Raw genomic sequence first — 12,367 nt, 5'->3', positions numbered from 1 at the left:
TCCTCGGGGAGGCCCTGGGCGAGCATGGCGGTGCGGACTTGGTCGGGTGGGAGTTCGGTGAAGGATAGGTTGCGGCCGGTCGCCGTGCCGAGGATGCGGACCTTGTCGTACTGGGTCAGGGATTCCGGTCCGGTCAGCAGGTATCGGCGGCCCGCGTGGCCGTCTTCGGTGAGGGCTCGGATCGCTACTTCGGCGATGTCGCGCTCGTGGATCGGGGAGGTGGCGGCGGTGCCGTAGGCGCCGCGCACCACGTTGCCGGTGCGCAATTGCGGTGCCCAGGACAGGGTGTTGGCGGCGAAATCCGCGCAGCGCAAGACGGTCCAGGACAGGCCGGAGGTTTCGGCGGCGGCTTCCAATGCGGTGAATGCCGCCATGAATCGCGGCTCACCTGCCGGGTGTGCCACGGTCGACGCCGACACCACCACGACTCGCCGGACATCGTGTTCTCTTGCGGCCGTGAGGATCTCGGCGGCCGACGCGGTGACGGCTCGTGAGCTGAGCAGCACTGCGTGCGCTCCGCGCCACGCCACGGCTGGGATCCTGGCGGTCGACGGGTCGCCCTCGATCACCCGAACCGCCTCCGGCAGTGCCGCGTTCGCCGGGTCGCGGCTGACCGCGGTGACCTGTGCCCCGTCGCGATGCAGTTGTGCCACGACCTGTCGCCCGACGGTTCCGGTCGCGCCGATCACTACGAACATGACTGATCCTTTCTCTCGTTGGTGGTGGACTGTCGGTCGGTCAGAGCGCGGAGGATCAGCAGTCCGCCGACGACGGGAAACAATGCGAGGGCTTTGACGCCGCGCCGAGTCTCCGGGAGCCGGAAGGCCAGGACGATGACGGCCAGGTAGGCGCAGCCGTGCACGGGGCCGATGAGCGTGGAGATCACCGGCAGATGCGCGGTGGCCAGGTTGAGCAGCAGCAATACCAGTGACAGCGTTTCGATGATCGCGGCGCGGCGCAGGGGCGTCAGGTTCATGATCATGCTCCCGTCGTCGATCCGGGGCGCACGATCATCAGGACCGTGACCGCTACCCAGAGCAGGTTGAAAACGCCTGTGTAACAGGCCAATCGGGTGGTGACCTGCTTTTCGATCCGCAATCCCGCACCGGCCGTGGGCATCTCACCGCCCAGCACTGCGAGCTGACCGGGGAGGATCAGCAGGCCGAGCATCGCCGCCGCGGCGGCCGTGAGCGCGATCGAAGCCAGGACCCAGGCGTCACCGAGGACACCCAGGCTGCTCGCGGTGGCCAAACCGCAAGCCGGGACGGCGATTCCGATTCCGGCGTACACGCGGCAGATGCGGTGCAACGCCGCGACGACGGCGCGGTCGCGGTCCGAGCCGGAGTCGGCCGCGTGGCGTGCGGCCGCGGGAAACATGCTCGCGGCCACGGTAACCGGACCCACGGCGATGATCGCCGCGAGGACGTGCGAGGCGAGCAGAATTTTGGTCACGGATTGTTCCTTCGAGAACGGCCGGCCATCCCGGTCCGGCGCCATGCGCCCAGTCTGTTCGGATCGAAACAGCGCCGGCAATGACAAGCAGCCCACAGATCCGGCCCTCGCCACGCGGCCGGTCCCACGATGCGGCAATCCTGCGGCAATGGCTCGATCTGTGGGGTGGCTGTCCTTGTGGACCTGCCGACCGGTACGCAAGATCGAAATGTGGTGATTGCGAAGCCCGCGGACATCGTGGTGGCGGTGGCGGATGGTGTGGTGCTGCTGGATCTGGCCGGACCGGTGCAGGTGCTGCACTGGGCCGGGCATCGGATCCGGTTCGCCTCGCCGGACGGACGGCCGGTGCGCACCGATGTCGGAGTCGAGATCGGAATCGATTGCACCCTGGCCGATTTCGCCGGACCCATCGATACCGTGATGGTCCCCGGTTACGCGCCGACCGGCAGCGTCCCCGCCGAACTGGTCGCCGCGATACGCGACGCGCGCCCGCACGTGCGCCGCTTCGCCTCGGTGTGCACCGGTGCGCTCGTGCTGGCCGAGGCGGGACTGCTGGACGGGCGGCGGGCCACCACACATTGGGCGGCCTGCGCCGACCTCGCCGCTCGATTCCCCGCCGTGGACGTCGATCCGGACGCCCTGTACGTGCGGGACGGCCCGGTGGTGTCCTCGGCCGGGGTGACCGCCGGCATCGATATGGCCCTGTCGCTGGTCGAGACCGACCACGGCGCCGAGACCGCGTCCAGGATCGCGAAGTATCTGGTCGTCTTCCTGCACCGGCCGGGCGGGCAATCGCAGTTCAGCGTCCGCGCCAGCGTCAACGCGCCGCGGACCGGGGCCCTGCGCACGGTGCTCGATGCCGTGGTCGCCGATCTGTCTGCCGACCATCGGCTTTCGGCGATGGCCGCGCGGGCCGCCATCAGCCCGCGTCATCTGACCCGGCTGTTCCGCCGCGAACTCGGCATGTCGCCGGGGCAGTACCTGGAGCGGGTGCGGATCGAGGCCGCGCAAGCCCAGTTGAGCGGCGGCAGTGACGGCGTGGCGACCATTGCCCGCCGATGCGGATTCGGCTCCGAGGAAAGCATGCGCCGGATATTCCAGAAGGCGCTGGGCGTCACCCCGAGCGATTACCGCCAGCGATTCCACACCGCCAACGAGTGAAATAACTTGTCTGACAAGGAGATATCGTGTCCATTCCACGTCGCCGCGCCCTCTGGGGCGGGGCAGCGGCCGCCGGGATGTTCCTCGCCGCGGCGCCCAGCTGGTCGCGGGCGGAACCGGCCGGTCCGCCGCTGACCTCCCTCGCCGTCAAGGCGCACCGGTTGCTGGACCAGGTGGCCCAGCCGCACGTGCGCAATCACAGTCTGCGCAGCTACTTCTACGCCCGCGCCGTCGCCGAGCAACAGCAACTGGCATGCGATGACGAACTCGTGTTCCTCATCTGCGCATTGCACGACATCGGCATGACCGACGTCGCCGACGGTGATCAACGCTTCGAAATCGACGGCGCCGACTACGCGGCCCGATTCCTCGAGGACAACGGCGTGACCGACGCCCGGGTGGACATCGTGTGGGACGCGATCGCCGCGCACACTTCGGGATTCGTCGGCTCCCCGGTGTACCAGCGCCGTCGGCCGCCGGAAATACAAGCCGCCGTGATCGGCATCGGAATCGATCTCGGCGGCAGCCCCGCCGACCTGCCACCCGGCTACGCCGACGAGGTGACCGCCCAATACCCGCGACTGGGCGGCAGTCCCGCACTGTTCCGCACCCTCGAGCAGCAAACCCTCGCGAATCCCCGCAAGGCGAGACCCGCGACCCTCGCCGGGGAGATCCTGCGGCAGCGTCATCCGGAGATCCGGGTCGAAACCGTGGAGGACATTCTCGCGAGTAGCGGATGGGCCGACTAATACCCGTGCTGGACAGCCCTTTTGGCGATTCCCGGAACTTCCGAGGCGGGGGTGGGTAGGCTCGATGCCACTTAGTTCAATGTCTGAACAAAGTGGAGGATGGTCATGGTTGCGCCGACGCCCGCGGATAAGTTCTCGTTCGGATTGTGGACGGTGGGGTGGCGGGGGAGAGACCCGTTCGGGGATGCCACCCGGCCGGAATTGGATGCCGTGGAGGCGGTGCATCGGCTCGCGGAATTGGGGGCCTACGGGCTCAGCTTCCATGACGACGATGTGATTCCGTTCGGGGCGTCCACGGCCGAACGGGAGCGGCGACTCGAGTTGCTGCGGAAGGCGTTGGCGGAGACCGGGATGGTGGTGCCGATGGTCACCACCAATCTGTTCACGCATCCGGTGTTCAAGGATGGCGGGTTCACCAGCAACGATCGGGACGTGCGGCGATTCGCCTTGCGCAAGGTGCTGCGGAATGTGGAGTTGGCGGCCGAGCTGGGGGCGCGGACCTATGTGCTGTGGGGCGGGCGCGAAGGGGCGGAATACGACAGCGCCAAGGATGTGCGCGCGGCGCTGGACCGGTACCGCGAAAGTCTCGATCTGCTCAGCGAATTCGTCCGGGATCGCGGCTATGACCTGCGGTTCGCCATCGAGCCCAAACCCAACGAGCCGCGCGGGGACATCCTGCTGCCGACCGTCGGGCACGCCCTGGCGTTCATCACCACACTCGCGCACCCCGAGATGGTCGGGGTGAATCCCGAAGTGGGACATGAGCAGATGGCGGGGCTGAACTTCGCGCACGGCATCGCGCAGGCGTTGTGGCAGGGCAAGCTGTTCCACATCGACCTGAACGGGCAGCGCGGCATCAAGTACGACCAGGACCTGGTTTTCGGGCACGGCGATCTGATGAACGCGTTCGGCCTGGTGGATCTGCTGGAGAACGGAGGGCCGGACGGCGCGCCCGCCTACGACGGTCCGAGGCATTTCGATTACAAGCCGTCCCGTACCGAAGACATTGCGGGCGTGTGGGATTCGGCGGCCGCGAATATGCGGACGTATCTGCTGTTGAAGGAGCGTGCGTGCGCCTTCCGGGCGGATCCCGAAGTGCAGGAGGCGCTGTCGGTGGCCGGGGTCGGGGAGCTGCGGACACCGACGCTGGCCGCGGGGGAGGGGTACGCGGAGTTGCTGGCCGAGCCGGAGGCGGATTTCGATCCGGATCGGGCCGGTGAACGCGGGTACGGATTCGTCCGGTTGAACCAGCTCGCGCTGGAACACCTGCTCGGCGCGCGGTGATCGGATGACATTGGTGGCCGGGGTCGATTCCTCGACCCAGTCGTGCAAGGTCGTCATCCGTGACGCCGAAACCGGGCGGTTGGTGCGGTCCGGGAGGGCAGCGCACCCGCCCGGAACCGAGGTACATCCCGACCATTGGTGGTCCGCGTTGCAGGAGGCGATCGCCGCCGCGGGCGGCATCGAGGACGTCGCGGCGATCAGCGTGGCCGGACAGCAGCACGGTCTGGTGTGCCTGGGCGAGGCGGGCCGCGTGGTGCGAGACGCCTTGCTGTGGAACGACACCCGGTCCGCCGACGCGGCGGCCGACCTGGTCGAGGAGCTCGGCGCGCGGGTCTGGGCGCAGCGCACCGGCTCGGTTCCGGTGGCCTCGTTCACCGTCACCAAACTGCGCTGGCTGGCCGACCACGAACCCGACAGCCTCGCCCGCACCGCGGCGGTCTGCCTCCCGCACGACTGGCTCACCTGGCGATTGCGCGGCGGCGGACTCGACGAGCTCACCACCGACCGCTCCGATGCCTCGGGCACCGGCTATTTCGATTCCACCTCCGGCGAATACTGCCGGGATCTGCTCAAACTGGCGTGCGGCCGTGGCGATCTGCTGCTGCCCCGCGTGCTGGACGCGAACGAATCGACCACGTCGGCGTCCGGACATCGCCTGGCGGCCGGTGCGGGCGACAACGCGGCCGCCCGGCTGGGACTGGCCGCGGGCACGGATGTGGTGGTGTCCCTGGGCACCTCGGGCGTCGCCTCGGCGAGCTCGACCATCCGCCCGGCCGACCCGACCGGGACCGTCGCCGGTTTCGCCGATGCCGAAGGCGGCCATCTGCCACTCGTCTGCACCCTCAATGCAGCACGCGTCCTGGACACCATCGCCGCAATGCTCGGCGGCGACCTCTCCAGATTGAGCGAACTCGCACTGTCAGCGGCCCCCGGAGCGGAGGGTGTCGTACTGGTCCCGTACTTCGACGGCGAGCGCACACCCAACCTGCCCACCGCGACCGGAGCCCTGCACGGCCTCACCACCTCCACCGCGACACCGGCCAATATCGCCCGCGCCGCCGTGGAAGGCATGCTGTGCGGAATCGCCGACGGACTGGAAGCCCTGACCGCACAGGGCGTTTCGGTCCCCGCCGTACGGCTGATCGGCGGCGCGGCCGCGCTGCGAGCGGTGCGGGAGATCGCGCCCTCGGTATTCGGTGTGCCGGTGCTGGTGCCCGAGCCGGGTGAATACGTCGCCGACGGCGCGGCACGACAGGCCGCCTGGGCGCTGCTGGGCGGTGCCGAACCACCCGAATGGCCAGAATCGACGAACCCGGTGCGCCGCTACGAAGCCGCGGCGGCGGACGCGGTCCGCGAGCGCTACCGGACCGCCCGGACGAGGTACCTCGAGCGATGACCCTGTTGCCCGGCCCCGTCCACCTCCGGCAGGTGCGCACCGGAAACCTGCAAACCCTGCTCCTGGCCCTCCTCGACGGCCCCGCCTCACGCGCCGAACTGGCCCAGCGCACCGGCCTCACCAAGGCCACCGTCGCCAGCCTGGCGGAACCGCTGCTGCGGCAACGGATTCTGACCGAGGACCCGGTGCTGAACACCGGCCGCGGCCGCCCGTCCCGGCCGCTGCGCTTCTCGTCCGACGCTCCCGTGGCGATCGGCGCGGAGATCAATGTGCGCCATCTCGGCGTCACCGTGCAGCGCCTGGACGGATCCACCGTGTCCGAACAACGCCTCGACATCGACAACCGGCACCGCGACGCCGACGAACTGATCGAGCCCCTCGCCGAACTCGTCCGCGCCGCGATCACCGAATCGGAGGCGGACGTACTGGGCGTCGGACTGGCCGTGCCCGGCATCGTGCACGACGGTACGGTCGTGCACGCCCCGAATGTCCCCGGCCTCACCGGCATTCGGATCGGCGACCGCTTGGCGGCCGCGCTCGGCGAGCCGACGGTGGCGGTGGACAATGAAGCCAATCTCGCCGCCCTCGCCCACGTGTGGCCGCACCGGCTGGCCGGTGACGACTTCGTCTACGTCTCCGGCGATGTCGCCATCGGCGCGGGAATCGTCCTGGGCGGCGATCTGTTTCGCGGAGCCAGTGGTTTCGCCGGTGAACTCGGGCATGTCATCATCGAGCGCGGCGGCCGCGCCTGCAGTTGCGGCAGCCACGGCTGCGTCGAGCAATACGCGGGCCTGGACGCGATTTTCACCGCCGCGGCCACGCCGGGACTCGACGCGCTGCGCGCCGCCCTGCACCGCGGCGACACCCGCAGCCGCTCGGCCGTCAACTGCGCGGGCTCGGCGCTGGGCACCGCACTCGTGTCCTTGATCAATGTCTGCGATATCGCGACCGTCGTGCTCGGCGGCAGTTACGCAACCTTTTTCGACGATCTCGCACCCGGCGTGCGCGCCGAACTCGGCACCGGCGTCCTCGCGACGGCCCGCCGTCCGGTCACGCTGGCCGTCTCGCCGCTGGGACGCGACGCGGTCGCGCGGGGCGCCGCCGCGCTCATCACCCGCCGCGGCTGCCTCGAACCGGAACTCCTGCTGGCCCAGGGTCCCCCGGTTGCCGCGCCGTAGGCGGAGGTGTGGACGACGCGGCGTGGTGAACGTTAACACGCTGCGTCCTCTCCGGTCCATGGATCGGACTTCTCACCTTGATATCGGCCTGAACAAACACTGATCCATTTCCGCTGGCAGACAGCTAATCCCGGGTAGCGCACCCGGCTGCCCGACCAGCTGAACCTTGACACCGGTCCAGTGTCATAGGTAACAATGTGCGCGTTAACATAGCTGGGAGCAATGCATGCCAGACAAGTACGTCGTCGGTGTCGACTTCGGCACGCTGTCCGGTCGCGCCCTGGTCGTGCGGGTGCGCGACGGCGCGGAACTCGGAACAGCGGTCTGCGAGTATCGGCACGGCGTGATCGAACGCCAATTGCCCGCCACCGGTGCGCCGCTGCCGCCGGACTGGGCGCTGCAAGATCCGGAGGACTATCTCGAGGTGCTGCGGGTCGCGGTGCCCGCCGCGGTGCGGGAAGCGCGGGTGGATCCGAGCGAGATCATCGGGATAGCAACCGATTTCACCGCGTGCACGGTGCTGCCGACCACCGCCGACGGCACCCCGCTGTGCCGGACCGCGCAGTTCGCGGACCGCCCGCACGCCTACCCGAAACTGTGGAAGCACCACGCCGCCCAGGCGCAGGCCGACCGCATCACCGCCGTCGCCCACGAGCGCCGCGAAGCGTGGATCGGCCGCTACGGCGGCCGGATCTCGAGCGAATGGGAATTCGCCAAGGGCCTGCAGATCCTCGAGGAGGATCCCGAGATCTACGCCGCCACAGCCCGTTTCATCGAGGCGGCGGACTGGATCGTCTGGCAGCTGTGCGGCCGCGAGACCCGCAATGTCTGCACCGCCGGGTACAAGGGCCAATACCAGGACGGCAGCTGGCCGACGCCCGAATACCTCTCCGCCCTGAATCCGGACTTCGCCGATTTCGTCGGCAAGCTGGACCATCCGCTGTCGCCGCTCGGTGGTCGTGCCGGCGGCCTGACCGAGCAGGCGGCGCGATGGACCGGCCTGCGCCCCGGGATCGCGGTCGCCGTCGGCAATGTCGACGCGCACGTGACCGCGCCCGCGGCGCAGGCCGTCGGGGACGGGCAGCTGCTCGCGGTCATGGGCACCTCCACCTGCCATGTGATGAATGCCGACCATCTGGCCGAGGTGCCCGGCATGTGCGGGGTGGTGGACGGCGGAATCCTGGACGGCAGTTGGGGTTACGAGGCCGGGCAGAGCGCGGTGGGCGACATCTTCGGCTGGTTCGTGGACAACGCCGTGCCGACCGACTACGCCGATCGCGCCGCCGCCCTCGGCGTCGATCTGCACACCTACCTCGGTGAGCTCGCCGCGCGCCAACGCGTCGGCGAGCACGGTCTGCTCGCGCTGGACTGGCTGGGCGGCAATCGATCCGTGCTGGTGGACCACGACCTGTCAGGGGTCCTGATCGGCCTGACCCTGGCCACCCGGCCCGAGGACATCTACCGCGCACTGCTCGAATCGACCGCCTTCGGCACCCGCACCATCATAGAAACCTTCCACACCGCAGGTGTTCCGGTGCGGGAGCTGACGGTGGCGGGCGGCCTGGTAAAGAACGCCCTGCTGATGCAGATCTACGCCGACGTGACCGGACTGCCGCTGTCGGTGCTCGACTCCGAGCAGGGCTGCGCGCTCGGCTCGGCCATCCACGCCGCGGTCGCCGCGGGCGCGTACCCGGATGTGCGCACCGCCTCGGCCGCCATGGGCCGGGTGGACCGGGCCGCCTACACGCCCGACCCGCAGCGCGCGGCCGCCTACGAGTCCCTCTATGTCGAATATCGCGCGCTGCACGAGCATTTCGGCCAGGGCGGCACCGAGGTGCTGCACCGGCTGCGGCGCCTACGCAATTCCGCACGCCAGGAGGTAGTGACCCGATGACGACCCTCGATCTCACCGTGACCGGTCTGCGCTCGCAACTGGTCGACCTGCATCGCGAACTGCTGCGCTGGAACCTGGTGGTGTGGACCGCCGGCAATGTGTCGGCCCGGGTGCCCGGCGCGGACCTGCTGGTCATCAAGCCCAGCGGCGTCTCCTACGACGAGCTGACCGCCGAATCCATGGTGGTGTGCGACCTGGACGGCAACCTCGTCGACGGCGAACTGTCCCCGTCCAGCGACACCGCCGCGCACGCCTACATCTACCGGCACATGCCGGACATCGGCGGTGTGGCGCATACGCATTCGTCCTTCGCCAGCGCCTGGGCCGCGCGCGGCGAGCCGATCCCGTGCGTGCTCACCGCCATGGCCGACGAGTTCGGCGGGGAGATCCCGGTGGGCCCGTTCGCGCTCATCGGCGGTGACGATATCGGCCGCGGCGTCGTGGACACCCTGGCCGGACACCGCTCCCCGGCCGTGCTCATGCGCAATCACGGGGTGTTCACCGTCGGCCCGGACGCCCGCGCGGCGGTGAAGGCCGCCGTCATGTGCGAGGACGTGGCGCGCACCGCGCATCTGGCCCACGAGATCGGGCAGCCGATCCCCATTCCGCAGGCCGCCGTCGACAGCCTGCACGACCGCTACCAGAACGTCTACGGCCAGCACTGAATTCGCTGGTCTGCCAAAGGCTCTGACAAAGGAGTTACCCCTGTGACCACACTCCAGCCACCGGCCGCCACGGCCACCGCACGCAAGCCCCGCATCGGACTGCTCGGCATCATGCAGGCGCTCTACGACGAGATGATCCCGGGCATCACCGAACGCCAGGCCGGTTACGCCGAGGCCATCGCCGACCAACTCGCGGACGTCGCCGAGTGGCGGGTCGGCCGTCCGGTGAAGGACCGCGCCGACGCCGAATCGGTCATGCGCGAATTCGCCAACGCCGACCTCGACGGCGTCATGGTGACCATGCTGACCTACGGCCCCGCCATGCGCGTCGCCCGGCTGTTCAACGAGAACCGAATGCCGGTGCTGCTGGCCAATATTCAACCCGAACCCGCCGTCACCGCGGCCTGGGACATGGCCGATATGACCTACAACCAGGGCATCCACGGCGCGCAGGACACCGCCAACGCCATGGTCCGCGCCGACCGTCCCTTCGAGGTCCTCACCGACGACTGGCGTAGCGAGCGCTTCCGCGACGAGGTCGAGCGCTGGGCGCGCGCCGCCCGCGCCGTCACGGCGTGGAAGTCGTTGAAGGTGGGCGTGTTCGGCTACGCCATGAACGATATGGGCGATATCCGCGTCGACGAGAACGCCCTGCTGCGGGCACTGGGCCCCGAGATCAGCTACCTCGCCCCGGGCGACCTGTACCGCGGCACCCGCGACGTCCCCGACGAGGACGTCAAGGCGCTGATCGACTGGGAGAACACGCATTTCGCGGTCGACGAAGCGCTGACCGAAATCGAACGCGAAGACCACGCCCGGATGCAGATCGCCATCGAACGCATCCTCACCGACCGCGGCTACGGCGCGTACTCCACGCATTTCGACGCCATCGGCGAGGACGGCCGCTTCCGGCGGCTGCCCCTGGCCGCCGCCTCGAGCCTGATGGCCAAGGGGTACGGGTACGGCGCGGAGGGCGACGCGCTGGCGGCGTCCATGGTGTACGCCGGGCACCAGCTCATCGGCGACGGGCATTTCACCGAGATGTACGCCATGGACTTCCCCTCGGACTCGATCTTGATGAGCCATATGGGCGAGGGCAATTGGCGCGTCGCCCGCACCGACGAACCGGTGCGGCTGATCCACCGCGAACTGGGCATCGGCAAACTCGACGCCCCGCCGACCTTCCTGTTCCGCTACCGCCCCGGCCCGGCCACCCTGGCCTGCCTGGTCTCCCTGGGTGACGAGCGGTTCCGCCTGGTGGTCGCCGAGGGCGAGGTGCTCGACGCGCCGCCGCTGCCGCAACTCGAGATGCCCTACGGCCAGTTCCGGCCCGACACCGGGGTGCGCGCCTGCATGGACGGGTGGCTCGCCGCGGGCGGCCCGCACCACCAGGTGCTCAATCTCGGCCGCCACGCCGCCGATTGGCGGGTGTTCTGCCGCCTGTCCGGCATCGAATTCGTCCAGGTCTGATCGAGGAGCAAGCACATGACCGGCATCAATCGCCGCGACTTCTTCACCGTCGCGGGCGGATCCCTCGCCCTGTTGGCGGCCGCCGCCTGTTCGGTCGACAGCGGTTCGGGTTCGGGGGACAAGGGCGCGGGCGGGCGCATCGGAATCGCCATGCCCACCAAGTCCTCCGAACGCTGGGTGGCCGACGGGAACAATATCGTCAACCAGTTCAAGGCGCTCGGCTACACCACCGATCTGCAATACGCCGAGGACGTCATCGAGACGCAGGTCTCGCAGCTCGAGAACATGCTCACCCAGGGCGCCAAGGCGCTGGTGATCGCGGCCATCGACAACAAGTCGCTGACCGGGGTGCTGGCGCAGGCCAAACAGAACAAGGTCGCGGTCATCGCCTACGACCGGCTCATTCGCGACACCGCCAACGTCGACTACTACGCGACCTTCGACAATTTCAAAGTCGGTGTGCTGCAAGCGAGTTACATCACCGACCACCTCGGGCTGAAGGACGGCAAGGGGCCGTTCAACATCGAACTGTTCGCGGGCTCGCCCGACGACAACAACACCTACTTCTTCTTCAACGGCGCGATGTCGGTGCTGCAACCGCACATCGACGCGGGCAAGCTGGTGGTGCGGTCGGGCCAGATCAAGGTGGACCAGGTGACCACCCTGCGCTGGGACGGCGCGACGGCGCAGTCGCGCATGGAGAACCTGCTCTCGGCGCACTACGCGGGCGCGAATGTGGACGCGGTGCTCTCGCCCTATGACGGGCTGTCCATCGGAATCCTGTCCGCGCTCAAGGCCGTCGGCTACGGCGGGGCCAAGAAGATGCCCATCGTCACCGGACAGGACGCCGAGCGGGCCTCGGTCAAATCGATCATCGCGGGCGAGCAGACCCAGACCGTCTTCAAGGACACCCGGGAACTGGCCAAGCGGGCGGTGCAGATGACCCACGCCATCCTCACCGGCGGCACCCCGGAGACCAACGACACCTCCTCCTACGACAACGGCGCCAAGAAGGTGCCGTCGTATCTGCTGCAACCGGTTTCGGTCGACAAGTCCAACTACCGCGCCGCGCTCATCGACACCGGCTACTACACCGACAAGGACCTGCAATAGCAGCG

12 protein-coding genes are annotated in these 12,367 nt (G+C 68.9%); 9 read left to right on the top strand and 3 right to left on the bottom strand.

Features of this window, described 5'->3' with window-relative positions; genetic code table 11:
* The 3 genes from ACAM49_RS23325 to ACAM49_RS23315 form a co-directional block, all read right to left on the bottom strand.
* On the bottom strand, positions 1–698 hold a 698-nt coding region (locus ACAM49_RS23325; RefSeq protein ID WP_369637682.1), incomplete at its 3' end, for an NAD(P)H-binding protein.
* Positions 689–976, bottom strand: coding sequence for a hypothetical protein (locus tag ACAM49_RS23320; protein ID WP_369637681.1), 288 nt, complete (start codon positions 974–976; stop codon positions 689–691). The genes ACAM49_RS23320 and ACAM49_RS23325, both read right to left, overlap by 10 nt.
* Before the next feature lie 2 nt (positions 977–978).
* On the bottom strand, positions 979–1,452 hold the full coding sequence (locus ACAM49_RS23315) for a hypothetical protein (RefSeq protein WP_369637680.1): 474 nt from the start codon (positions 1,450–1,452) through the stop codon (positions 979–981).
* A 210-nt stretch (positions 1,453–1,662) separates the two neighbouring features.
* Here ACAM49_RS23315 and ACAM49_RS23310 point away from each other — a divergent pair, with 210 nt between their 5' ends.
* The 9 genes from ACAM49_RS23310 (at position 1,663) to chvE (ending at position 12,362) form a co-directional block, all read left to right on the top strand.
* Entirely contained in the window at positions 1,663–2,613 is a 951-nt protein-coding gene (locus tag ACAM49_RS23310; protein WP_369637679.1) for a GlxA family transcriptional regulator, read from the top strand.
* A gap of 26 nt (positions 2,614–2,639) precedes the next feature.
* Positions 2,640–3,362, top strand: a complete 723-nt coding sequence (locus tag ACAM49_RS23305; RefSeq protein WP_369637678.1) for an HD domain-containing protein — start codon at positions 2,640–2,642, stop codon at positions 3,360–3,362.
* Positions 3,363–3,467: 105 nt separating this feature from the next.
* Positions 3,468–4,646 carry a xylose isomerase gene (gene xylA / locus ACAM49_RS23300; RefSeq protein ID WP_369637677.1) on the top strand — a complete coding sequence of 393 codons (1,179 nt, stop codon included), beginning with the start codon at positions 3,468–3,470 and terminating at the stop codon, positions 4,644–4,646.
* A gap of 4 nt (positions 4,647–4,650) precedes the next feature.
* Positions 4,651–6,042 carry a xylulokinase gene (xylB, locus tag ACAM49_RS23295; protein WP_369637676.1) on the top strand — a complete coding sequence of 464 codons (1,392 nt, stop codon included), beginning with the start codon at positions 4,651–4,653 and terminating at the stop codon, positions 6,040–6,042.
* On the top strand, positions 6,039–7,220 hold the full coding sequence (locus ACAM49_RS23290) for an ROK family protein (protein ID WP_369637675.1): 1,182 nt from the start codon (positions 6,039–6,041) through the stop codon (positions 7,218–7,220). The genes xylB and ACAM49_RS23290 overlap by 4 nt, the downstream gene beginning before the upstream one ends.
* Before the next feature lie 226 nt (positions 7,221–7,446).
* Positions 7,447–9,114, top strand: a complete 1,668-nt coding sequence (gene araB, locus ACAM49_RS23285; protein ID WP_369637674.1) for a ribulokinase — start codon at positions 7,447–7,449, stop codon at positions 9,112–9,114.
* On the top strand, positions 9,111–9,779 hold the full coding sequence (locus tag ACAM49_RS23280) for an L-ribulose-5-phosphate 4-epimerase (RefSeq protein WP_369637673.1): 669 nt from the start codon (positions 9,111–9,113) through the stop codon (positions 9,777–9,779). The genes araB and ACAM49_RS23280 overlap by 4 nt, the downstream gene beginning before the upstream one ends.
* 42 nt (positions 9,780–9,821) lie before the next feature.
* Positions 9,822–11,249 (top strand): L-fucose/L-arabinose isomerase family protein, encoded by a 1,428-nt coding sequence (locus ACAM49_RS23275; protein ID WP_369637672.1) that lies wholly within the window; start codon positions 9,822–9,824, stop codon positions 11,247–11,249.
* A 15-nt stretch (positions 11,250–11,264) separates the two neighbouring features.
* Positions 11,265–12,362, top strand: coding sequence for a multiple monosaccharide ABC transporter substrate-binding protein (chvE, locus tag ACAM49_RS23270; RefSeq protein WP_369637671.1), 1,098 nt, complete (start codon positions 11,265–11,267; stop codon positions 12,360–12,362).
* The last annotated feature ends 5 nt before the right edge of the window (positions 12,363–12,367 follow it).

The sequence above is a fragment of the Nocardia sp. JMUB6875 genome (assembly GCF_041154655.1).
In the GTDB taxonomy this organism is placed as follows: Bacteria; Actinomycetota; Actinomycetes; order Mycobacteriales; family Mycobacteriaceae; genus Nocardia.
The sequence above is the reverse complement of the archived record's forward strand: the minus strand, read 5'-3'. Positions and strand labels throughout refer to the sequence as shown.

Bases quoted from the DNA above. Each gene is read 5' to 3' on its own strand.
- ACAM49_RS23280 (WP_369637673.1), top strand. From the start codon at position 9,111: ATGACGACCCTCGATCTCACCGTGACCGGTCTGCGCTCGCAACTGGTC.
- xylA (WP_369637677.1), top strand. From the start codon at position 3,468: ATGGTTGCGCCGACGCCCGCGGATAAGTTCTCGTTCGGATTGTGGACG.
- ACAM49_RS23290 (WP_369637675.1), top strand. From the start codon at position 6,039: ATGACCCTGTTGCCCGGCCCCGTCCACCTCCGGCAGGTGCGCACCGGA.
- xylB (WP_369637676.1), top strand. From the start codon at position 4,651: ATGACATTGGTGGCCGGGGTCGATTCCTCGACCCAGTCGTGCAAGGTC.
- chvE (WP_369637671.1), top strand. From the start codon at position 11,265: ATGACCGGCATCAATCGCCGCGACTTCTTCACCGTCGCGGGCGGATCC.
- araB (WP_369637674.1), top strand. From the start codon at position 7,447: ATGCCAGACAAGTACGTCGTCGGTGTCGACTTCGGCACGCTGTCCGGT.
- ACAM49_RS23320 (WP_369637681.1), bottom strand. From the start codon at position 976: ATGAACCTGACGCCCCTGCGCCGCGCCGCGATCATCGAAACGCTGTCA.